17 protein-coding genes, 1 pseudogene and 1 CRISPR repeat array are annotated in these 22,731 nt (G+C 44.4%); of the genes and pseudogenes, 7 read left to right on the top strand and 11 right to left on the bottom strand.

Annotation, left to right across the window (positions count from 1 at the left end):
* Positions 1 to 197: 197 nt before the first annotated feature.
* The 6 genes from ACYQ0C_RS01820 to ACYQ0C_RS01795 form a co-directional block, all read right to left on the bottom strand.
* Positions 198 to 2,510: a GH92 family glycosyl hydrolase gene (locus tag ACYQ0C_RS01820; protein WP_016275339.1), complete on the bottom strand. Its 2,313-nt coding sequence runs from the start codon at positions 2,508 to 2,510 to the stop codon at positions 198 to 200.
* Positions 2,511 to 2,540: 30 nt separating this feature from the next.
* The gene (locus ACYQ0C_RS01815; protein ID WP_016275338.1) at positions 2,541 to 4,823 is read right to left on the bottom strand and encodes a GH92 family glycosyl hydrolase; all 2,283 of its coding nucleotides are present in this window, start codon (positions 4,821 to 4,823) and stop codon (positions 2,541 to 2,543) included.
* Positions 4,824 to 4,840: 17 nt separating this feature from the next.
* Positions 4,841 to 5,833, bottom strand: coding sequence for a FecR family protein (locus tag ACYQ0C_RS01810; RefSeq protein ID WP_016275337.1), 993 nt, complete (start codon positions 5,831 to 5,833; stop codon positions 4,841 to 4,843).
* Positions 5,834 to 5,862: 29 nt separating this feature from the next.
* A complete protein-coding gene (locus ACYQ0C_RS01805; protein WP_016275336.1) occupies positions 5,863 to 6,438 on the bottom strand; it encodes an RNA polymerase sigma-70 factor in 576 nt (191 codons plus the stop codon).
* A gap of 39 nt (positions 6,439 to 6,477) precedes the next feature.
* Positions 6,478 to 8,700: a GH92 family glycosyl hydrolase gene (locus ACYQ0C_RS01800; protein ID WP_016275335.1), complete on the bottom strand. Its 2,223-nt coding sequence runs from the start codon at positions 8,698 to 8,700 to the stop codon at positions 6,478 to 6,480.
* Between the two features lie 79 nt (positions 8,701 to 8,779).
* Positions 8,780 to 9,490, bottom strand: a complete 711-nt coding sequence (locus tag ACYQ0C_RS01795) for a hypothetical protein (protein ID WP_016275334.1) — start codon at positions 9,488 to 9,490, stop codon at positions 8,780 to 8,782.
* 239 nt (positions 9,491 to 9,729) lie between these two features.
* Between ACYQ0C_RS01795 and ACYQ0C_RS01790 the strand changes: the two genes are divergently transcribed.
* From ACYQ0C_RS01790 to ACYQ0C_RS01770, 5 genes are all read left to right on the top strand, one after another.
* Positions 9,730 to 10,416, top strand: coding sequence for a hypothetical protein (locus ACYQ0C_RS01790; RefSeq protein WP_016275333.1), 687 nt, complete (start codon positions 9,730 to 9,732; stop codon positions 10,414 to 10,416).
* A 247-nt stretch (positions 10,417 to 10,663) separates the two neighbouring features.
* Positions 10,664 to 10,972: an ATP-dependent Clp protease adaptor ClpS gene (locus tag ACYQ0C_RS01785; protein ID WP_025077043.1), complete on the top strand. Its 309-nt coding sequence runs from the start codon at positions 10,664 to 10,666 to the stop codon at positions 10,970 to 10,972.
* A gap of 17 nt (positions 10,973 to 10,989) precedes the next feature.
* Positions 10,990 to 13,227, top strand: a complete 2,238-nt coding sequence (locus ACYQ0C_RS01780) for an AAA family ATPase (RefSeq protein WP_016275331.1) — start codon at positions 10,990 to 10,992, stop codon at positions 13,225 to 13,227.
* A gap of 85 nt (positions 13,228 to 13,312) precedes the next feature.
* Positions 13,313 to 13,966 carry a leucyl/phenylalanyl-tRNA--protein transferase gene (gene aat / locus ACYQ0C_RS01775; RefSeq protein WP_016275330.1) on the top strand — a complete coding sequence of 218 codons (654 nt, stop codon included), beginning with the start codon at positions 13,313 to 13,315 and terminating at the stop codon, positions 13,964 to 13,966.
* A gap of 52 nt (positions 13,967 to 14,018) precedes the next feature.
* Positions 14,019 to 14,603: a nucleotidyltransferase domain-containing protein gene (locus ACYQ0C_RS01770; protein ID WP_016275329.1), complete on the top strand. Its 585-nt coding sequence runs from the start codon at positions 14,019 to 14,021 to the stop codon at positions 14,601 to 14,603.
* Between the two features lie 84 nt (positions 14,604 to 14,687).
* Here the strand turns inward: ACYQ0C_RS01770 and ACYQ0C_RS01765 are convergent, their stop codons facing one another.
* Positions 14,688 to 16,295, bottom strand: coding sequence for an alpha-galactosidase D (locus ACYQ0C_RS01765; protein WP_025018371.1), 1,608 nt, complete (start codon positions 16,293 to 16,295; stop codon positions 14,688 to 14,690).
* Between the two features lie 283 nt (positions 16,296 to 16,578).
* Here ACYQ0C_RS01765 and ACYQ0C_RS01760 point away from each other — a divergent pair, with 283 nt between their 5' ends.
* Both ACYQ0C_RS01760 and ACYQ0C_RS01755 read left to right on the top strand, forming a co-directional pair.
* Positions 16,579 to 18,093 carry an SLC13 family permease gene (locus ACYQ0C_RS01760; protein WP_016275327.1) on the top strand — a complete coding sequence of 505 codons (1,515 nt, stop codon included), beginning with the start codon at positions 16,579 to 16,581 and terminating at the stop codon, positions 18,091 to 18,093.
* A gap of 224 nt (positions 18,094 to 18,317) precedes the next feature.
* Positions 18,318 to 19,180 (top strand): annotated as a pseudogene (locus ACYQ0C_RS01755) (PD-(D/E)XK nuclease family transposase).
* 83 nt (positions 19,181 to 19,263) lie between these two features.
* Positions 19,264 to 19,694: direct repeats of the CRISPR family, unit length 33 nt; unit sequence TGTTTCAATCCACGCACCTACATGAGGTGCGAC.
* Between the two features lie 170 nt (positions 19,695 to 19,864).
* Here ACYQ0C_RS01755 and cas2 read toward each other — a convergent pair.
* Genes cas2 through cas7c form a run of 4 tightly spaced genes read right to left on the bottom strand, consistent with a single transcriptional unit; the run spans position 19,865 to position 22,721 of the window.
* On the bottom strand, positions 19,865 to 20,155 hold the full coding sequence (gene cas2 / locus ACYQ0C_RS01750) for a CRISPR-associated endonuclease Cas2 (RefSeq protein ID WP_016275324.1): 291 nt from the start codon (positions 20,153 to 20,155) through the stop codon (positions 19,865 to 19,867).
* Between the two features lie 9 nt (positions 20,156 to 20,164).
* Complete coding sequence (gene cas1c, locus ACYQ0C_RS01745) at positions 20,165 to 21,187, bottom strand: type I-C CRISPR-associated endonuclease Cas1c (RefSeq protein WP_016275323.1); 1,023 nt, start codon at positions 21,185 to 21,187, stop codon at positions 20,165 to 20,167.
* Positions 21,184 to 21,849, bottom strand: coding sequence for a CRISPR-associated protein Cas4 (cas4, locus tag ACYQ0C_RS01740; RefSeq protein WP_016275322.1), 666 nt, complete (start codon positions 21,847 to 21,849; stop codon positions 21,184 to 21,186). The genes cas1c and cas4 overlap by 4 nt, the downstream gene beginning before the upstream one ends.
* A gap of 11 nt (positions 21,850 to 21,860) precedes the next feature.
* Positions 21,861 to 22,721 carry a type I-C CRISPR-associated protein Cas7/Csd2 gene (gene cas7c / locus ACYQ0C_RS01735; protein ID WP_016275321.1) on the bottom strand — a complete coding sequence of 287 codons (861 nt, stop codon included), beginning with the start codon at positions 22,719 to 22,721 and terminating at the stop codon, positions 21,861 to 21,863.
* Positions 22,722 to 22,731: the final 10 nt, after the last annotated feature.

Raw genomic sequence — 22,731 nt, 5'->3', positions numbered from 1 at the left:
TTACTCAAACCTCATACTTTTTTCTAAATATTCCCCTCAAAAGCAGAGAAGAGGCAAAAGTAGTGATATCATCGGACTTTAGCCAATCAAGGAAATACTTAAATACAAAAAGGGGATGTACTCTTGCAATACTGCCCCAAGAGAACATCCCCCCCCTCAAATCCCTCTTCACAAGAGAGAAGTACATGGCTAAACTTTTATTTCACTATTTCATCTTTAGAAAACGAATAAGGCAAATCACTTTCCTGTGTTCCACGCTGCATATTCGGACGGCCGGTCATCTTGAAGTCGATAGTACCGCCTTGTAACAGTTCGTTATGTTTCAAATAATTCTTGGTATAGAGTTTTCCGTTTACACGCATCTCCTCCACATATCTGTTGGCATCGCTGTTATCCGGTGCGGTTATCACCAAATCCTTACCATTCTCGAAATGCAGAGTCGCTTTCTTGAACAACGGAGCACCCAGAATATATTCATCCGTGCCGGGACATACCGGATAGAACCCTAATGCGGAGAATACATACCATGCCGAAGTCTGACCATTGTCCTCATCACCGCAATATCCGTCCGGTCCGGCTGTGTACATACGGTTCATCACCTCACGCAACCAGTATTGCGCTTTCCAGGGCTGGCCTGCATAGTCATACAGATAAATCATGTGCTGGATAGGCTGGTTTCCATGTGCATAGTTGCCCATGTTCATGACTGTCATTTCACGGATCTCATGAATCACCTGTCCGTAATAGCTGTCATCAAAAACAGGGGGAACCGAAAAGACAGAATCGAGCATGGAAACAAACACCTCCTTGCCTCCCATCAGGTCAATCAATCCCTGAGGATCATGGAATACAGACCAGGAATAGTGCCAGCTATTACCTTCGGTGAAGTCACCTCCCCATTTCAACGGTGAGAACTTAGGAGCAAACTTACCATCTTTCTGCTTGCCACGCATCAACTTGCTTTCCGAATCAAAAAGGTTCTTGTAATTCATGGCACGCTTGGCAAAGAGTGCGATTTCTTTCTTGGGACGCTTCAGTTCTTTCGCCAACTGATAAATGCACCAGTCATCGTATGCATATTCCAATGTACGGGCCGCATTCTCATGAATCTTCACATCACAAGGCACATACCCCAGCTTGTTATAATACTCATATCCCAAACGTCCGGTGGAAGAAACATCAGGATGTACCGCTTCTGTTCCATGAATCAGTCCCTTGTATAGTGCTTCCACGTCTTCCACACGTACTCCTTTCAGATAAGCATCAACCAAGATCGAGGCTGAATTATTGCCGACCATACAACCACGATGACCGGGGCTGGCCCATTCGGGGAAGAAGCCGCTTTCCTTATAGGTATTGACCAATCCTTCCTGTATTTCCTGATTAACAGAAGGATACATCAGATTCAAGAAAGGGAACAAGCAACGGAATGTATCCCAGAAACCTGTATCGGTGTACATATATCCAGGGAGTGTCTCGCCATTGTAAGGGCTATAATGAACCGGTTTCCCGTTGGCATCCAGCTCATAGAATTTGCGCGGGAACAGCAAAGAACGGTACAAGCAGGAATAGAAAGTACGATACTGGTCCAAGTTCCCACCTTCCACTTCGATCTTGCCTAACACATCATTCCACGCATCTTTTCCTTTCTGCACCAATACTTCAAAACTGTCGCCACCCAGTTCCTTCAGATTCCGGGCGGCTTGTTCCGGACTGATGAAGGAAGAAGCGACACGGGCATGAACCACTTCCCCTTTCTTTGTCTTGAAACCGATAACGGCCCCGGTGTGGAAACCTGTCTGTTCCAGTTTGCCCTCTTTCAAAGTCACAGGAACGCTTCCATCCGGTTTATCCGGTTTTATATCATTAGAGAAAGTGGCTTCATAAGTAAACGGTTTATCAAATTCTATCACGAAATAATTCTTGAAATTGGCAGGAACGCCACCACTGTTGCGGGTAGTATAGCCCACAATTTTGTTTTCTCCGGGAATCACCTTGACAGACGAACCACGATCAAAAGCATCCACTACCACGTATGAATGATTCTCAGGGAAAGTGAAGCGGAACATTACGGCACGTTCCGTAGGAGCCATTTCGGTCACGACATCATGTTCGGCCAAATAGACCTTATAATAATAAGGTCTCGCAATTTCGGCTTTATGAGAAAACCAGCTTGCACGCTTGTCTTCTTCAAATTCCGGTTTTCCTGTTACAGGCATGATGGAGAATTGACCGTAGTCATTGATCCACGGACTGGGCTGATGGGTTTGTTTAAAGCCGCGGATTTTATTAGCCGTATATACATACTGCCATCCGTCCCCCATCTTCCCGGTCTGGGGAGTCCAGAAATTCATGCCCCACGGGCGGGCTATGGCAGGATACGTATTTCCGGTAGAGAGTTCAAAGGAAGACTGCGTGCCTACCAACGGACTCACATAGTCCACATAGTCCTTTGCCTGCACAAACAACATGACACACAGGGCTACAACTGATAGAAATAGTTTTTTCATGATAGTGTTATTTGGGTTAAGTTATACTTTTTAATGATGTTTCTGTTTTCCCCACTCTGTCGGCACGGGACTCATGGTTATCTCCATCGTTCCTCCCTGCACCAAGTCATCATGGGTAAAGAAAGGAACATCCAGCGGTTTTCCGTTCAGCAGAACCGACTCGATGTACTTGTTGGTTTTCGAGTTATTGTGGGTGCGGATAACGAAAGTCTTGTGGCCGGGCAGGTTGATCGTCACCTCCTCAAACAACGGACGGCCGATAGAATAAACCGGCTTACCGGGACATACCTGATAGAAGCCCATGGAGTTCAAAATATACCATGCGGACATCTGGCCACAATCCTCGTTGCCCGACAAACCGTCAGGAGCATTGAAATACTGGTTATACAATACACTGTCAACCAGCTCCTGAGTACGCCACGGATGGTTCACATAGTTATACATGTGAGTAATGTGGTGACTCGGTTCATTGCCATGTGCATACTGTCCTATCAGTCCTGTGATATCAGCAGAGGTAGCTTCTCCTTCCAACCGGGAAGAAACCGTAAACAAGGAATCCAGCTTTCCTACAAAAGCATCCTCCCCACCCATCAACTTCACCAGTCCCGGGATATCATGCGGAACAAACCAAGTCCACTGCCATGCCGTTCCTTCGCAATAATCATCATTACGATGATTGGAAGAACGGGGATTGAACGGAGTACGCCATTCGCCTTTACTATCCAGTCCGCGCATGAAACGGGTGGCTGGGTCAAAATAAAATTCGTAAGCATCTGCAAAACGGGCATATTTCTCCTTTGTTTCAGTATCTCCCAAGCTGTCTGCCAGCACGGAGATACACCAGTCATCATACGCATACTCCAATGCTTTCGCCACCGATTCATTCTCACGGTCACATGGAATATAGCCAAGTGTATTCTTATAATAACGTGCTTTGGGCATAACGTAGGGAATCAGCCAACCGGGAGCTACAATACCGGTCGTGTCATATTCTGCCGCACGCAGACATGCCTTGTAAGCTTCCTGCACATCAAAGTCGCGGTATCCCTTCACATAAGAATCGGTTACCAACGAAGCCGCATGATATCCCACCATAGTCCCGGTATAATTGGACACACAGTCCCATTTCGGAAAGATGCCGCCTTCCTGATGTTTCTTTATCAAAGAACGGATAAACTCCGTATTCAGCTGAGGATCAATAATCGTCAATAACGGATGCAAGGCACGGAACGTATCCCACAAAGAGAAAATAGTATAAACCGGATGCTTCCTGTCGGTAGTATGCACTTTCAAATCCATTCCCAAGTAACGCCCGTCCACATCTGTAAACAAATTGGGGCTCAGGAAAGCATGATACATAGCTGTATAGAAAATGGTACGCTGGTCTTCATCATGGGTCTTGACTGCAATCTTTGACAGACATTCATTCCATTTCTTTTTAGCATCGGCACGCACCCCGTCAAAGTTCCAACCGGGCATCTCAGCCTGAAGATTCTTACAAGCACCGTCCGCATCCACAGAAGAAATAGAGAACTTGGCCAGCACCTGTTCGTCTTCCGCTGTCTCAAAGTGCAAAAGCATTTTACATACAGGAATCTCCTTGCCGTTTTCCTGAACGGTATCTGTATATAAAGTATGAGTGAACGGTTTGGAGAATACGGCATAAAAATAAAGATCCTGCCGGTATGCCCAATAGGCACTGCGCTTGTACCCACGCAAGACGGTATCATTCACTGCCTCCACTTCCATCACTTGATTGATTTGCTGCTGAATATTATAGTCCATGTCCAAAATGAACCCAGCCTCCCTGCTCTCAGGGAAAGTATATCGATGCATGGCGGCACGCTCTGTCGAGGTCAGTTCGGCTTTTACCCCGTATGTATCCAGAAAGACAGAATAATATCCCGGCTCCGCCTGCTCCTTTTCATGAGAGAAAGCGGATGCGAAAGGACGCTTCTGGCTTTCTGTGCCCAAAAATTCAGTACGTTGTTCACCTACGGTAGGCATCAACAGGAAATCTCCGAAGTCCGCACAACCTGTGCCACTAAGGCGCGTATGGGCAAAACCATTGATGGTGGTGTCCTCATAATAATATCCGGAACAGGAATCCCAACCGTCAATGCGAGTGTCCGGTCCCGGTTGTATCATACCGTGTGGTACCATTGCACCCGGATGAGTATGTCCGTGTCCGCCTGTGCCAATAAAAGGATTCACATAACGGGTGTAATCATTCACTTCGCCACCCTCCGGATTACATGCGGTGAGACACAATAGTCCAAAAAGACAGCTGCTTAAAAGCATGTTGATTTTCATAGTTCTTTATTTAAAATTTATTTCGTTTCCGATGAGATAAATATGTTGTTATCATCCACTTTCTTAAAATTGAAAGGAATAGAGTTACGTAAAGAGTTCAGCACAGACTCTATCTTATCTTTCTTTTTCAACACACCTGAATAAGTGCTCGTACTATCGACATCCGGTGAAAGGATAATCTTCACCCCATAGAACCGTTCCAAGACTGCCGCAATCTGGAAAATAGATGACTTTTCAAATGGAATCAAGTCATTATGCCAGACTATTTCCATCTTGGGGTCGACCTGCTTCACCTGCATCCGTCCGGTCACCCTGTTCAATACAGCCTTTTGTCCCGGTAACAAAGCAATTCTTCCTTTATCCGACTTATCTTTTACTTCAACCTCCCCCTCTACCAGAGTCGTTTCCGCAAAACTGTTATCCGGGCGGCATTTTATATTGAAAGAGGTTCCCAAGACCCTGACATCCATCGCCGGACTTTTTACCGTGAAAGGTTTCTCATGATTGCGTGCCACTTCAAAATAAGCTTCTCCATCCAAGTACACATGACGTTCTTTTCCTTCAAAAGCCCGCGGATATTTTAAAACAGACGACTGGTTCAACCATACTTTTGTTCCGTCAGGCAACAACATCTCACGCACCTGTCCATGCGCTGCCGATGCCACCACCCATTCCTCCGTTTTATCCCGGAACCAATAGGTCAAGCCCGCTGCCAGCACCATCACAGCCACTATAGCAGCCGCATAACGCAACATATTCCTAAGCTTGAACACCTTTTGTTTCTTTTGGTTCTCCTGTTCCAGTCTTCTACCCAGCCTGCGCTCGGCTTTTGTTACCAGATCATCCTTCTCAAAAGGGAATTTCCCCAACTGGTAAATCTCCTCCATGCGGAACAATTCTCCGGCATTCCCGTCAGATTCCTTCATCCATTCATTGATAAGAACAAAATCCTCCTCCGAGCATCGGTTTTCCAAATACCTGATAATAATATCTTCATTAAGTTTACTCATTCTTTTTCCCTATTCATATAGTAAACAGTTCAACTCATAAAAACACTTAGCAGTTTTGCTGAAAATATAATCAATGACAGCAATAAATGCCTGAGACGTTCGCGCAAGAACTTCAAAGCCTTATACATGTGCGCCTCCACAGTACGCAGGGAAATGCCTAAAGTCTCAGCTATGTCCTTGTTTTTCATTTCATGAAGATAGCTCAGTTTAAACACCTCCCTACATTTATCCGGCAATTCATTGATTGCTCCATAAATTTCCTGACGTAATTCCTGATCTTCTATCTTTCTAATCACTTCAGCATGATCCGGCTGATAATATTGTAACTTCCGTTCATAGATTTCCATCATTGCCGCGCTGTAATTATTCTCTATAGCCTGATGCTTCAGTAAATTTATAGCTTTGGTATATACAGAACGATAAAGGAAAGCAAGAATCTGCTCTCCTATGACGACCGATTCCTTCCGCCTCCACAACTCCACAAAGACATCCTGCACTATGTCCTCGGCTTCTTCGTCACCGACCAGACGTACAGCATAGAACAACAGTTTCGGGTAGCATTGACGGAAGACCGCTTTGTAAGTCGCATCAAGTTCCTCGTTCATAAATGACACACTCCATTAAATCCATCCCTCTCTCAATCTCTATCTATACCAGATTTTTCCCGGTTCCGCCCCCATTTCAAATTCTACAGTAGCACCGTCCATTATCTGTCCGTGTGTGATATAACTCTTATCGTATGGCTGTCCGTTCACTTTTACCGACTGGATATAGATATTCTCACGGCTTACCCCCGGGGCCAATACCGTGAAAGTCTTTCCATTATCCAAGTGCATCTGTATTTCGGGGAACAACGGCGTACCAATTTCATATTCACCACCGAGCGGGTTGACAGGATAAAATCCCATGGCACTGAATACATACCAGGCGGACATCTGTCCACAGTCCTCATTACCACACAATCCGGCGGGGGCATTAAAGTAGAGATCATGCATGACCTGCGCCGCATACTTCTGAGTCTTCCAAGGCTGGCGCACCTTATTATATAAGTAAATGACATGATGACTAGGCTCATTGCCATGAGCATACTGACCAATCATGCCTGTACTGAAAAGAGGCAAATCGTCCTTTCCAGCCGGAATATACGTAAACATACTATCCAGTTTTTCCGCAAAACGATCTTTGCCACCGGCCAGAGTGATCAACCCCTTGATATCTTGCTGTACAGACCAGAAATACTGCCAGCCGTTACTTTCGCAAATATGAGCAGTATAATCATCCGGGCTGAAATCAGGCTGGAATACTCCTTTATCATCTATCGGCTGCATGAAGCCTGACGCCGGATTAAACACATTGCGATAATTCTGAGAACGCTTGTAAAACTCGTCCGCTAATTGAGTCTTACCCATTTTACGAGCCATTTCGGCAATGCAATAATCATCAAAAGCATATTCCAACGTTTTAGAAAGCGACCAATTTTCCGCATTATATTCATCCTTTATATTATAAGGTATATATCCTAACTTTTTATACAGGCCAATACCACGATAATTATCCAAGTTAGCAGTAGTCACACAAGCCTCCAATGCCTTCTCAGCATCAAAATCACCAATACCTTTCAAATAAGCATCGGCAATAACAGGTACAGCATGATAGCCAATCATCATATCCGTCTCACTTCCCCAGAAATTCCATACCGGCAAACGTCCGTTCTGTTCATAAAAAGCAATAAACGATTTCACCATATCATTGACACGCTGAGGCTCCGTATAAGTGAACAACGGATGTGCGGCACGATACGTATCCCACAATGAGAAGGTTCCATAATTCACCCAGCCATCCGTCTGATGAATTTTCTTATCGGGGCCATAATAAGCCCCGTCCACATCACTGTAAATAGTCGGGGCAATCATGGTATGATACAATGCGGTATAGAAATTAACCTTATCATCCTTGTTGTCACCTGTTATCTCTATCTTTCCCAACTGGCGGTTCCAATTGTCTCTAGTCTCAGCCAAGTACTTATCAAAATCATTGTGAGGAGCCTCAGCCGCCATATTTCTAGCAGCACCTTCCATACTCACTCCCGAGAGGGCCGTACTCAAGACAATCTGCTCTCCTTCTTCCGTCTCAAAATTAAAGCGGGCGATATAAGCCGTACCCACACGCTTACCTTTCAAAGTAACAGCAGTAGTATCCATCTCCACCGAAGCAAACGGCTTGGAGAAACGGGTACGGAAATATACATGCTGGTCTCTTGCCCATCCTTCAGAAAAACGATATCCCTGGATAGTACAGGAGTCAATCACTTCAATATAAGAATTATTGGTAAAGTCCCAGTTCATCGCTTTCTTCAGATTCAGAAAGACAGCCGACTCTCCTTTGGGAAACGTATAACGCTGGATACCGCAACGCTCTGTAGCAGTCAGTTCCACATGGATATCATAATCTTTCAGCAACACGCGATAGTAACCGGCTGAAGCTTCCTCATCCGCATGAGAGAACTTGGAATAAATGCCCAATGGCGCTTCCGCTTCCTGATAAGGCAAAGTGACAGGCATGAAAGAAATATCATACAAGTCTCCGGCTCCCGTCCCCGACAAGTGAGTATGACTGAATCCGGCAATCGTACTGTCCGGATAAAAATAACCGGAAATACGGTCCCATCCGGGTAAACCATTGTCCGGACTCAATTGCACCATTCCGAAAGGCGCTTGCGCTCCCGGATAAGTGTTGCCGGTAAAATCGGTTCCGATAAACGGATTCACCCATTGGGTATAATCGGTTGACGGCCGGGTTTGTTGATTGGACATACAAGCCCCCAATGCCACTAAAGAAATGAACAGCGCGAGAACAGGTGTTTTCATACTTAAGAGGTTTTTCATTATTACTTTGTTACAAAAATACACATTATAATAATATGAACAACCTTCTGAGGAAAAACACTTAGTCCTGATTCATTATTTTTTTCGCATTTAAATAGTAAAGAAGAGACTCTTTCACTTTTTCATCCGAAGTCACAATCAAGAATTCACCCCCTTTTTCATCATACAGGAAGCCATAAGTCTTATAAAGAGCTATGCCCGCTATCTCTCCCCAATGTATGGTCTGTCTCAGTTCTGTTTTATCATACGTCAATCCCTCCGGAGTGATTTCCACCCAAGTTTGCCCTGCAATACTCCGCTTGTAAATCTTACTCAGCCTGACAGGAAGCATAATCAGAATATAGACAAGGCACAAGAAGCCAATCAGCAACGGGCTGAACATACTTTGCTCTTCGGGAACAATATAATGCCCCGTACACAAAGCGATACAAATATAAATGACAAACAACAAAGAGAAGCTGAAGTGACGGATGTCCCACAATTTATACAAAGCATACTTTTTCAAACTGATATTATAATCACAAACCACGACACCCGGCTCCCGTGTCAGTTTACTTTCCGGTATGCTGAAGATACGCAGCATCTGAATTCCCCGCCTCACACCGTATCCGAATAACAAAACCATCACACCGAGGTTTATCAAGGCCCACCACCACAATGATTCATTCGCCAAAGCCGGTTGCCCGGCAAACACCATTGACACGAAAGTAATACCCGCCACCAATAACAACACACTACAAATCACAGTTAAAATCCATCCTCTTGTTTTCATAACTTTTTTGTTTTATTCCATGATGGGAAACAAAGATAAAAGATTATGGCTGGATAACAAATGAAAATCCCTCTAATTATTAATCACAGACCCTATTATACCTACAAATCGTCCGGAAGCAACCTTATTCTTAATATACCACCCCTCCACTACCCGAATTTAAATGGCCGTTTTGCTAGAAACTTAGAAGTTTTTTCGTATGTTTGTCGCAAATATTAATGAAAAACACATTTTTATCTATGAAAAAGAGTGATATTCTGTTCCTTTTGTTTGTAACAGCATTGTTCCTGCCATTTTTTATCAGTGATGCCATTTATGAATGGTACCAATCGTTCAATGCAACCCATGGCATGGTCATGAGTTTTATGAAGTTCGCCATTCTGGCCACTCTGGGTGAAATGCTCGGGCTTCGTATCAGCACAGGAGTATATCACAACAAAACCTTTGGCATCATTCCACGAATGGTGGTATGGGGCTTGCTGGGCATGGGTATCAATATGGCTATGATTATTTTTTCAAAAGGCACTCCGATTTTCTTGGAATATATGGGCATGGAACATGCCTCCACATTGATGAACGGAGATTTCTGTCCAGCCAAATTTCTGGTCGCACTGGCTATTTCCATTACTATGAACTCTATATTCGCTCCTGTATTCATGACACTGCATAAAATAACAGACACGCACATCGGGAATTGTGGCGGCTCCATCAAGGCACTCATCACCCCCATTCCCATGACACGTATTTTCACCGGATTGAATTGGGCGGTACTTTGGAGCTTTGTATTCAAAAAGACCATCCCTTTGTTCTGGTATCCGGCCCACACCATCACCTTCCTGCTTCCTCCGGACATGCGGGTATTATTTGCTGCCATTCTAGGGGTGGTACTGGGAGTATTACTAGCTATCGCTGCCAAAAAGAAATAAGAGTCTTCATGTATAATGAATACCAGACCTCCCTGCTTTTAGCCCCCTATATTGACAAATACCGGGGGGGCTAAAGGCAATCGGAGAAACATCTTGTATAGGGGTGCTTAAGGATGGCAGGCGGGTATGAAAGGTATTCAAAGCATCAGCTCCGGACCATCCGTCTACAAAATTCATCTCTTCCCTGCCCTACCTTTCCAATACTTTCCCTACCTTTGTGCCATAAGTACGTATGACAACTACCAATATGGAACAACAACAATTATCTTATAAAGAAAAAGAACGTATAGACCTTCGCGAGCCGCGACGCTTCAAAGTTACTATTTTCAATGACGACTTTACTACAATGGAATTTGTCGTGAAGATATTAACTACCGTTTTTTTCAAATCAACGATGGAAGCAGAAGCTTTGATGATGCAGGTACACAAAAGTGAATCGGCCGTAGTAGGCATCTATACGTATGATATCGCCCGGTCAAAAGTACAAAAAGCCACCCGTATGGCTCGTGAAGAGGGTTTCCCTCTCCGACTCACGGTTACACCGGAAGAAGAATAAAAAATCAAACATAAGATATGGATATACCAAATACCGATTCGGTGAACTACGCTTTCGCCTCCGCGCAGAGCCATGCCATGCAATATCGGCATGAATTTATCACGCCCGAACACTTATTGAGCGCATTGCTGGAACAAGTTCCTTTTCAAGAAGCACTGGAAGAGTGTTTTTGCACCCCGGAAGAACTGTCCCAGTCTGTTTCCGAGTATCTGTCGAAAGAAGTGGAACGAGTTCCTCAAGATATAGAATATGAATTGGAAATTTCAGGCCAACTCTCCGAGCTACTGCAATATGCCTATATGACAATCAGTCATTCAAGCGCAGAAGAAATGGATGTTCCTCATCTGGTACAAGGAATGCTTCAACTGGAAGATTCATGGGCCGGCTATCTGCTAAAAGAAACAGTGGGCGAAGACATGCCGGAGTTTCTCAGCTCCCTCATTTCAAATTACGACATGAATCAGTCGCAAGAGGAAACTTCCTCTGAGCAAGAGAAAAACGAACCTTGGCGCAACTATGTCACCTGTCTCAATGAAGGTCTGCAAGACCGGAATCCGCTTATAGGCCGGGATGCGGAATTGGAACGCACCATTCAGGTTCTCTGCCGCAAAGAAAAGAACAACCCTCTGCACGTGGGCGAACCGGGAGTGGGAAAAACCGCACTGACCTACGGACTGGCCGCACGTATAGAAGCGGGCAATGTTCCCGAACGCCTCACAGGTTGTCATATCTATGAACTGGATCTAGGCAACTTATTGGCCGGTACGCAATACCGGGGTGAGTTCGAGAAAAGGTTGAAAGCCATTATGGAAGGAATTCGGAAAGAAGGACACGCCATCGTATATATAGATGAAATACATAACCTGATAGGCGCCGGACGGACGGGAGACGGTTCGATGGATGCCTCCAATATGCTCAAGCCTTATTTGGAAGGAGGAGAGATCCGATTTATCGGTTCCACTACTTACGAAGAATTCAACCGCTATTTTTCGCGTAGCAGAGGATTGGTACGGCGTTTCCAGCAGATTGACATACAGGAACCCGGAATCGAGGAAACCATCCACATAGTGGAAGGATTGAAAGAAAAGTACGAAACATTCCATGGAGTGGTTTATGAAGAAGGAGCGATAAGATATGCCGTCACAGCCGCCGCACGATATATCAGCGACCGTTTTTTGCCCGACAAAGCCATCGACTTGGTGGACGAAGCCGGGGCTTATCGTGAAATCCACCCCACAAATACAGAAAAACAAACGGTGGACAAAACATTGATAACCGATATACTGGCACGTATCTGTAAAGTGGACGTGCTTGCCATGAAGGAAGAAGACAATGCCGCATTAGAAACCCTGCATGAACGCATCAGCGAAAAGATATACGGTCAGGAAGAAGCCGTCTGCCAAGTGGTGGAAGCCGTACAAATGGCCAAAGCCGGGCTACTGGACGAAAACAAGCCACTGGCCAGCCTTCTCTTCGTAGGCCCCACCGGCGTAGGAAAGACGGAAGTAGCCAAAGTTCTGGCATCCGAACTAGGCATCGCCCTGCAGCGCTTCGACATGAGCGAATATACGGAAAAGCATACAGTGGCCAAACTCATCGGCTCACCTGCCGGATATGTAGGTTATGAAGACGGCGGACTACTGACAGATGCTATCCGCAAAACTCCCAACTGTGTGTTACTGCTCGACGAAATAGAGAAAGCACACCCCGATGTGTTCAATATCCTGCTGCAAGTCATGGACTATGCCGTACTGACGGATAACAAAGGACGGAAAGCAGACTGCCGCCATGTTATACTTATCATGACCTCCAATGCCGGAGCACAATTCGCGCACCAAGCCTCCATAGGTTTCGGCGGACAAGTTACTGCCGGAGAGGCCATGCTGAAACAGGTTAAGAAAACCTTCAAACCTGAATTCATCAACCGATTGTCTGCAACAGTCGTTTTCCATGATATGGATTACGGAATGGCTTCCCTCATCCTGAACAAGAAACTCGGCGAACTAAAAAACAAGCTGTCCGCACGTCATGTAGGAATGGAACTCAGCCCGGAAGCCTATAAGCATCTGCTGAAGCTGGGGTTCACCAAAGAATATGGTGCCAGAGAAATGGACAGGGTAATTGCCTCACATCTGAAACCGCTGCTTATGCGTGAAATCCTATTCGGCACATTAAAAACAGGAGGAAAAACAGTAGTGACAGCAGAGAACGGGCAACTGAAGCTGCAAATGCTCAAAGAGAACAAGTCTGAATGAAACCGGCAACTCCTCCGTACAGGGGCAGACATACAGATCCGCCCCTATAAAAAACGCTATATGAATCCAACCAATAAAAAACACTATGGTCTTCCAACTAACTCGAGAACTTGTTTTCCCCGACCCTCACTATGGTGATCCGGACGGGCTATTGGCAGTGGGCGGCGACCTCTCCGTGGACCGCCTCATCCTTGCCTATTCCAATGGCATATTCCCCTGGTATGCCTTCTGTGAGAAACAGATACAATGGTGGTGCCCCTTGAAACGATTTGTGATCTTCCCCCACGAGATTCATATTTCTCACTCCATGCGTACCCTCATGAACAAAGGACGATATGAAATCAGTTTTAACCGGGCATTCCATGAAGTGATTCAAACCTGCGGCAATCTGCGGATGGAAGAAGCAGGAGCATGGTTGGGCAAGGATATCATGAAAGCCTACACCCGCCTGCATGAGCAAGGTTTTGCAGCCAGTGTGGAAGTATGGGAAGGGTCCTGCCTGACCGGCGGACTCTATGGAGTCACTTTGGGAAAGTGTTTCTTTGGTGAAAGCATGTTTTCTCTAGTCCCCAATGCATCGAAACTGGCGCTTATCTATCTGGCACAAACATTCCAGAAATTGGGAGGAACCTTGATCGATTGTCAGTTTGAAACACCCCACTTAAAATCAATGGGTGGAAGATATATAGACTATGAAGAGTATATGAGGTATGTGCAGGAACCTTTTGAAACGCTGTAATTGTTCTTCCTTACTACATTTCTTTTTGCAAACTCACACTAAAAAATAAAGTATGAATATTCTCGACATCGCCAGACAAAACCAAGAAAAAGCCTGGCAAGTTATCAAAAACACGAACCTCATCCAAATATGGGAAAATGCAGGTGCAAGAATCAATCTGGTAGGTTCTCTTAGTACAGGATTACTGATGAAACATCGGGATATTGACTTCCACATTTATTCATCACCCTTAACCCTGAGGGACAGCTTTCTGGCCATGGCCAGACTGGCCGAAAACCCGTCCGTCAAAAAAATAGAGTGCGCCAACCTGCTGCACACTGCCGAAGAATGTGTGGAATGGCACGCATGGTATCAGAACGAAGAAAACGAACTGTGGCAGATAGATATGATCCACATCCGGGAAGGCTCGCGTTATGACGGTTATTTTGAAAAGGTGGCCCGACGCATCTCGGAAATAATGACCGATGAAATGCGGGAAACCATTCTGAGATTAAAATACGAGACACCAGAAACCGAGAAAATTATCGGAGTGGAATATTATCAGGCTGTCATCCAGGACGGAGTTCGTAATTACCGCGAATTCAAAGAATGGAGAAAGCAGCATCCTGTTACGGGAGTAGTAGAATGGATGCCTTAAATCAGCTTCCGATACCGTAATATCCGCATATCTTTGTGCTCCCGGCTAAACCGGGGGGGCACAAAGATAGCGATTATCTTCACCTTACTCTTTTACTTTTTTTAATATAAAACAGTCGATATCCGGAGCCCAGCAAAATGAACTTCCCATACGCACTTTGTTATTTCCTGCCTTCAAATACACTGGAACAGTAACCGAAGCTATCTTTTGAGTCTCATCCGCCGACAACGAATCAAGAAGAATCGCTTTTTCATGATTCACACAGACTTCCAGCTTACGGTCCGCCTTTGGCACATAGCGGATCGTCATCTCATACTCACCGCCTTGCTCACTATACACCTCTTTCCACTCTGCAAAATTCTCTTTCCGACCTCCCAGATAACTTACCTTCATACCTCCGGACGCTTCGTGTAACGGAGCATACACGATGCTTTTCGGTGTCTTTCCCAAATCATTGAAACAAGGCAGATAAGCCCATTCCGCCTCATAGACAGCCGGTTCCAATCTTTTCTCGGACTCCATACGTAGAATCAGTACACTATGTGGAGGCAGTTTCCGATGCAGAACACCCTCTTTTATCTCCGGCAGATTCTGCTGTTTCACCAGATCCCGTGCCTTGACCCTTCCTCCCAATTCCAACATATCCATCGGGACCGTAAAGTTACAAATCGTATCCGAAGGATTATATAAGGCAACCGCACGCACATTGCCTCGCTTCCGCTCTATATCTTTCACCAACACATATCCTTCATTTTCATGCTGAACCACGTATGCCTGCAATCCCAAAGGATCTTGGTTCAAAGCTATCAGTTCTTTATTTTTCAACAGCTTTAATGACGCCTCCGGGATAGTGGTCAGATCACATCCTATCAGCAAAGGTGAACTCATGATGCACCACATGCCGAAGTGCACCTCTTCCTCTTCGGGTTTTAGCCCCCGGCCTATCTCCAACATATCCATATCATTATAATGACCCTCTCCAGCATAAGCAGACAGATAAAGGTTCTTACCGATGATGTATTTCACCGACCCCCATTCCGGACGGATATCCGCACTGATCCGCCATGAACGGGCAAGGTTTCCGGCCCAAGTACCCGGAAAAGCCCAACGGCAGATATTGATGGAAACATGCCCACACCCCAAATTATCTATAGCCTGACGGATCTCAGTGTATCGTTTCTCTTCTTCCAGATTCAATTCCTGACCGGCTCCGCAATAATCAATCTTGATAAAATCAAATCCCCACTCTTTGAAATACAGCGTGGCATCCTGATACTCATGTCCATACAAGCCGGAGCCTATGCCATTCACATCTTTATCCCAGATAGAACCGCAGGTATTGCTTCCCGCATCCGAGTAAATGCCGGCTTTCAATCCTAACGAATGAATATGATCCGCCACTCCCTTCAATCCGTTCGGGAAACGCTCGGGATGTGTTTGCATCACTCCTTTTTCATCCCGCCATCCAAAAAAACCGTCATCTACATTCACATAGGAATAGCCCACGTCTTTCAGCCCTTTCTGCACCATGGCATCCGCTTGTCTTATTATTAAGGTATCATTGATATGAACCCGATAGGTATTCCATGAACTCCACCCCATAACGGGGGATTCAAAAACAGTTGTATGCTGGGCGAATGCGCCGGAACACAGGCCGAAAGCTAAAGTCAAAAGCCAATTTCTCATATTCATCAATTCTTATTTTTCACTTAAAGAGACCATCAAGAAGGTATCTTATGATTCTAAAGATTAACAGGATAACAATATCAGTTTTATCATGCAGGAAGCAAAGATAACGAAAAACTCTTACCTCACCATATACTATCCCGGAATTTTTCGGCAGACAAAGACCAGTCGTAACCTCCGGCCGTATTTGAGTCTGCCATATACAATCAAGCATTTAATATTGGCATAACCATGGATTATATCAAAATAATGTATTACCTTTGCCCCCGTTTTCATTAAATTTAATACTATGTACAAGATTTTTCGTGGCTTCCAGTTGGTTGAAGCCTATCAGGATTTGAAGAAAGCCAGACGGCTGGCTGAGAACAAGACAGTAGGCAGAGGTGTGAAGCTGGCTGTTGCCATTACCCTTTCCCTCATATTGTGGTGTCTGCCTATCGAGACCTTCGGTATAGAAGGACTGACAGTCATAGAACAGAGACTGATTTCCATTTTTGTTTTTGCCACTTTGATGTGGGTGTTCGAAGCTGTTCCCGCATGGACTACTTCCGTGCTAATTGTCGTTCTGTTATTGTTGACGGTTTCCGACAGCAGCCTATGGTTTTTTATCCAAGGTATTCCCGCCGGGGAGCTGGGGCATACTGTGAAATACAAATCCATCATGCACTGCTTTGCCGACCCTATCATCATGTTGTTTATCGGCGGATTCATTCTGGCCATTGCCGCTACTAAAAGCGGGCTGGATGTGTTGCTGGCCCGTGTCATGCTAAAGCCTTTCGGCACCCAGTCCCGTTATGTCCTGTTGGGCTTTATTATGGTAACGGCCGTCTTCTCCATGTTCCTCAGCAATACAGCTACCGCTGCCATGATGCTTACCTTCCTCACTCCTGTCTTGAAGTCTCTTCCAGCAGACGGAAAAGGGAAGATCGGTCTGGCCATGTCCATTCCTGTAGCGGCCAATATCGGTGGTATGGGAACCCCAATCGGGACCCCTCCCAACGCTATCGCCTTGAAATATCTGAATGACCCAGAGGGATTGGATCTGAATATCGGTTTCGGTGAATGGATGGGATTTATGATGCCCTATACGATTGTTGTATTATTTATCGCATGGTTCATTTTGCTGCGTCTGTTTCCTTTCAAGCAGAAAACTATTGAGTTGCAAATAGACGGAGAGGCCAAAAAGGATTGGCGTTCCATTCTGGTATATGTCACTTTTGCCGTAACCGTATTGCTGTGGATGTCTGACAAGTTCACCGGTGTAAACTCCAATGTAGTGGCCATGATTCCTGTAGCCGTTTTTTGCGTCACGGGGGTTATAACGAAACGTGACCTGGAAGAGATTAGCTGGAGTGTGCTCTGGATGGTGGCCGGAGGTTTTGCGCTGGGCGTCGCACTGCAAGAAACCGGACTTGCACAGCACATGATTGAATCCATTCCGTTTAACACTTGGCCACCTGTGCTGATGATTGTGGGCTCAGGATTGATCTGTTATGCCATGGCAAACTTCATCTCGCATACGGCTACCGCTGCTTTATTGGTTCCCATTCTTGCCATAGCCGGAATCAGTATGCGCGAAAACCTATCCTCCTTGGGTGGTGTGGAGACTCTGCTGATAGGAGTGGCTGTCGGCTCCTCTCTGGCCATGGTTCTTCCTATTTCCACCCCTCCCAACGCCTTGGCTCACGCTACAGGTATGATTCAACAAAAGGATATGGAAAAAGTCGGACTGATAATGGGAGCTATCGGACTTGTTTTAGGATATACGATGTTGATTATCCTTGGTTCCAACGGACTCTTGTAATTCCGATGATGATATTTTGAGAAAGCGGTTGTCAATTAGGGCAACCGCTTTTTTAATGAGAGGCCGTTATCTTTTTTGAAAAAGCTCTTGAGACTACTAATTCAGATCCAAGTTCATCGGGAAAGGTTACCCTTTGGTGATATAACATTAGAGAGAATACTGCCACTTTTGCTATCCTGAATCTTTTTATTTATCTTCGTCGTAATCGATATGTCAGGCTGTTTATGAACAGCAACAATAAAAATCAGATATTCCGTTTAACTGGGCCATGAAATGCCTGCTCAGAAACAAGGCCAACTTCAGTGTTCTGGAAGGTTTACTTACTACATTATTGGGTAAAGAGATCATTATCCAGAGACTTCCTGAAAACGAAAGCAATCAGAAGGATGAATATGACAAATATAACCGTGTGAATATGCTTGCCGAAAAATCCAAGGAGTGAGCTGGTATTGATAGAGGTACAGAACAATAATGAATATGCCTATTTCCAGCGCATGTTGTTCGGTACTTCCAAACTGGTTACTGAGTATATCAACAGAGGGGAGAAATATGATAAAGTCCGCAAAGTGTACAGCGCCAACACAGTCTATTTTTCTTTAGGAGATGGCAGGGACTTCGTTTATCATGGAAAGACGGAATTCAGGAATCCACACTAATAATCTTCATGAACTCACCCTATTCCAGAAACAGACATTCAAGGCGGATACGGTCAGCGACTTATATCCCGAATACTATATCCTGAAAGTGAACGGTTTCAATCAGGTAGCCAGAAGCCCTCTGGAAGAATGGATCTACTACCTGAATACCGAGAAATACCTTCCACTGCTACAGCCCCGGTCTTGGAGAGGCCCGTGAGAGATTAAAACTGGATAGCATGGCCAAGAAGAAGCTTGCCGGCTATTACCGCCACTTGGATAACATTGTTATTCTCCGTGATAGTATCAATACTGAACGTGAAAAAGGAAGGGCAGAAGGGATTGAATAAAGGTAGAAAAAAGGACTAAAAAACTTGAAAAAATCAGAAGTAGCCATTGATATTATTTCACAAGCTACAGAATTGTTTCAAGAAGAAATTGAAAAGCTATAAGAATATAAATAATATCCAGTCCCAGTTCGTCGCACTTACATAAGGTGCAACCCCATGCTAATTTGTATCTTATCTGCATTCATCGTCTCAATCCACGCACCTACATGAGGTGCGACTCCGGCATCGTTACGGTTATATCTGACGTGTTGGTGTTTCAATCCACGCACCTACATGAGGTGCGACCTTCATCATTGTATGATTTAAGTACATTGTTACTGTTTCAATCCACGCACCTACATGAGGTGCGACTCTCCTGCTCCTGGGTACCGTAACGCATAACTTTTGTTTCAATCCACGCACCTACATGAGGTGCGACAAACTTAGGTCCCAATATGTCTTTATTGACAAATGTTTCAATCCACGCACCTACATGAGGTGCGACGTTAATGTCTTCATTTTCCGGTTCGGTGGAAGAAGTTTCAATCCACGCACCTACATGAGGTGCGACATATGCACCTGCAGCATTAATGGATTATGTAATAGTTTCAATCCACGCACCTACATGAGGTGCGACACCACACCGAATAACATATTATAAATCAACGAATTAACTCTATCTGCATGCGAATCTTTATTTTTATTTCAACTTAATAACAGTGACTGACTTTATAAACGAGCTAATCTACTGACTATTAAGTATTGCGAAAATACTACCTTTTTTGCAATACTCCACATTCGCATACATTATATAATAAGAGCATCATTAACTTTATAAGCAGTCTCAGCACCTATCACTTCGACCCTTTTATTCTCGTTTTTACTGAGGATATAAAATCTAACACTGTCAAGAGACATATCAATAATATCCTTGATTCGTTCTATCAAGAGACAATATTGCGCTTCTGTCACCTCGCACTCGAAGACAGAGTTCTGTACCCTTTGTCCATAATCGACACAAGCTTTAGCCACACACCGTAAACGACGAGCCCCTTCTTTGCTCGTAGTATCCACATCATAAGCCACAAGAATGTACATAATTGTAAATCATTTTATTATAAATACCGGATAATCATCAATATCTTGCCTAATATATCTTGCCAACAACATAACCTGCACATAAGGCAAAAGTCCTATCTCTACTTTTTCATTAAGATAAGGATGAATTATCACCTCGCGTTTCCTATTCTGCCAAGCAGAAATAAACGTTTTTTTCCCTTTATCTGTCATAACAACCCCATTATCGCCTTGAAACAAAAAATCCTTAACCGTTATTTGCCTTTTATTGATCAACGACAAGACAAAACGATCACCAAGATAGGCACGCAATTCCTCCATCATATCCAACGCTAAGGACGTACGTCCCGGACGAAGTGTATGGAGAAATCCTACGTATGGATCAAGACCAACTGTTTCGAGTGCGGCAGAAACATCATTTGCTATCAAAGTATAAGCAAACGACAACATGGCATTTACCGCATCCTTAGGAGGACGGCGATTACGACCATGAAATGAAAAATCAGCCTTCTGGTTAAGTATTAAAACAGGCAGCACTTCAAAATAAGCATTAGAAGCCATGCCTTCATACCCTATTAATGTCGTCTTATCTTGAGCCGCCAAAACTTCACGCTTGGCATGTTCCAACACATGTACCGCCCGACTAATGTTTTCATTCGCTCCATAATCACGAATATATCTCCTCAATATATTACGATAGTTTTGAATCTTACCACCAATCATCAGCTGTGCCGCATGCAGCGACCAAGATTCATCATCCGACAATTGGTACTGTTTCTTACGTAACAGTACATTCCCTTTCGTCGCACCTTGTACCCTGCTGATAAATCTACCATGAGGAGAAAGGAATGTAAGTGATATACCATTGTCACTACACAATTTCATCACGCCGGGACTTGCGCCCATATATCCGAACGTCACAATACCTTCTATATTTATAGCAGGAATACGGAACACTTCCTCTTGCTTGACCGACACTACGATATTTAGCCCATCCTTACTAAGATACGCTTCCGGTGTCGTCACATATAGAATGTTCAACAATTTTCTCATCTGTACAAATTTTTATTAAGGTATGTATCCACTGTAGTGCAATTCTTTACCATCGTTGGCATACAAGTATCTTTCAATGAACATTTGTCACAAGACTTACCATACTCAGCCTTCGGAATAACCGCTTTACTGAATATCTCGTGCATATCCCAGGCGCATAGTTTGACAATATCCCGTAACTCATCAGTTATATCCACATGCACCCTATGACGAAGCTCTCCATAAAAGAACACACCGTATGGTATATGGATATCATACATTTCTTCAAGGCACATTGTCTGTGCCGCCAACTGCACTTCATCCACTTCATTTCTTTTCGGTCTGCCGTGCTTATACTCCACAACCACCGGCTTCCATTGCCCCGGATACTTGGGATGCTGAATTGTGTCTTCAAAAGATAAAGACGGAAGCAACTCTATGGCGTCTGAAATGCCATAAAGACCAAGTTCATGCGAAGCAATATTTACTGTACGTAATGTTATCTGGTCACCACACTTTTGCCTATAGAACGGATCATCTACATGCTTGTGCAGGATCTGTCCTTCGATGGTGAGACGATTATCATCCCATTGCTGCTCTATGTGTATCAAAGCCCATTGTCGGGGACAGAACCTGAAGTGCTGAATCCCCGACAACATGAGCATATCGTCTTCACTATACATATACTTTTTACTTATATCAGTTCCTCAACAGTAACATTTGATGGAACACGCTCCTTGTCTATCGTAACCGAATAATCGGTGAATGAACGCGGTGCCCCGTCACAGACTTTCTCCACTTTGACCAAGTCAAACAACTTGTTGGCAGGGGCATTTCCTAATCCAGAATCATGCTTGAAAACAATTAGTTTTTGCGCGCTCATCAATCCGCGTGCCGCCGAACGATCTACATCAAACATATTTTTCAGAGCTTCCCAAAATAACGAAAGGTCCTCTTCTGAAAATCCTGTCTGTTGCGCCAAGTTGGCAGAGATAAAACCATGACAGATGTAGAGACCATAAGGTACGGTAGATTTACGTCCCATTGTCCGGTTGCCACCATCCTGTTTTTCTGCTTCTTGCTTTGTTGCTACCGCCATACGGGTAATAGAGTGTTCTGTTACAGTTATTGGATCTACGGAACGGGCAAAAGTCAATTGAATTGGGCCACGGACTTGACCTGCATTTTTACCAGTTGACATAACAGCACCAAAAGTTCGCACATCGTAATAATTACGACACATAACCATACGTGCAGCTTCTGTCTTGTCTCCAGATTTTATCTTAGCTTTTACACTTTCATCTTTATGAGAAGCATCAATTGAGTCATTCAAAATGGCTTTCTCTTTAATAAATATATCATAGCCATCCACAAGCTCTTTCGCTACTTGCACATAGTTACGTACTTTACGTTTGAGACAAACATCGGTAACAAGCCCCATACCTATTTCCGCATCTACACGAGGAAGATTACCTGCATCCGGATCACCATTCGGATTACCATCCTTTACATCGAACATGTAAACAAAATCGATTCTATTTTTAATTTCAGACATAATTGTATTC

The sequence above is a fragment of the Phocaeicola sartorii JCM 17136 = DSM 21941 genome, from assembly GCF_054653615.1.
This window is presented reverse-complemented; position numbering and strand designations above follow the sequence as displayed.

Coding starts and splice junctions, on each gene's coding strand:
- ACYQ0C_RS01820 (WP_016275339.1), bottom strand. CDS start 2,510: ATGAAAAAACTATTTCTATCAGTTGTAGCCCTGTGTGTCATGTTGTTT.
- ACYQ0C_RS01815 (WP_016275338.1), bottom strand. CDS start 4,823: ATGAAAATCAACATGCTTTTAAGCAGCTGTCTTTTTGGACTATTGTGT.
- ACYQ0C_RS01810 (WP_016275337.1), bottom strand. CDS start 5,833: ATGAGTAAACTTAATGAAGATATTATTATCAGGTATTTGGAAAACCGA.
- ACYQ0C_RS01805 (WP_016275336.1), bottom strand. CDS start 6,438: ATGAACGAGGAACTTGATGCGACTTACAAAGCGGTCTTCCGTCAATGC.
- ACYQ0C_RS01800 (WP_016275335.1), bottom strand. CDS start 8,700: ATGAAAACACCTGTTCTCGCGCTGTTCATTTCTTTAGTGGCATTGGGG.
- ACYQ0C_RS01795 (WP_016275334.1), bottom strand. CDS start 9,490: ATGAAAACAAGAGGATGGATTTTAACTGTGATTTGTAGTGTGTTGTTA.
- ACYQ0C_RS01790 (WP_016275333.1), top strand. CDS start 9,730: ATGAAAAAGAGTGATATTCTGTTCCTTTTGTTTGTAACAGCATTGTTC.
- ACYQ0C_RS01785 (WP_025077043.1), top strand. CDS start 10,664: ATGGAACAACAACAATTATCTTATAAAGAAAAAGAACGTATAGACCTT.
- ACYQ0C_RS01780 (WP_016275331.1), top strand. CDS start 10,990: ATGGATATACCAAATACCGATTCGGTGAACTACGCTTTCGCCTCCGCG.
- aat (WP_016275330.1), top strand. CDS start 13,313: ATGGTCTTCCAACTAACTCGAGAACTTGTTTTCCCCGACCCTCACTAT.
- ACYQ0C_RS01770 (WP_016275329.1), top strand. CDS start 14,019: ATGAATATTCTCGACATCGCCAGACAAAACCAAGAAAAAGCCTGGCAA.
- ACYQ0C_RS01765 (WP_025018371.1), bottom strand. CDS start 16,295: ATGAATATGAGAAATTGGCTTTTGACTTTAGCTTTCGGCCTGTGTTCC.
- ACYQ0C_RS01760 (WP_016275327.1), top strand. CDS start 16,579: ATGTACAAGATTTTTCGTGGCTTCCAGTTGGTTGAAGCCTATCAGGAT.
- cas2 (WP_016275324.1), bottom strand. CDS start 20,155: ATGTACATTCTTGTGGCTTATGATGTGGATACTACGAGCAAAGAAGGG.
- cas1c (WP_016275323.1), bottom strand. CDS start 21,187: ATGAGAAAATTGTTGAACATTCTATATGTGACGACACCGGAAGCGTAT.
- cas4 (WP_016275322.1), bottom strand. CDS start 21,849: ATGTATAGTGAAGACGATATGCTCATGTTGTCGGGGATTCAGCACTTC.
- cas7c (WP_016275321.1), bottom strand. CDS start 22,721: ATGTCTGAAATTAAAAATAGAATCGATTTTGTTTACATGTTCGATGTA.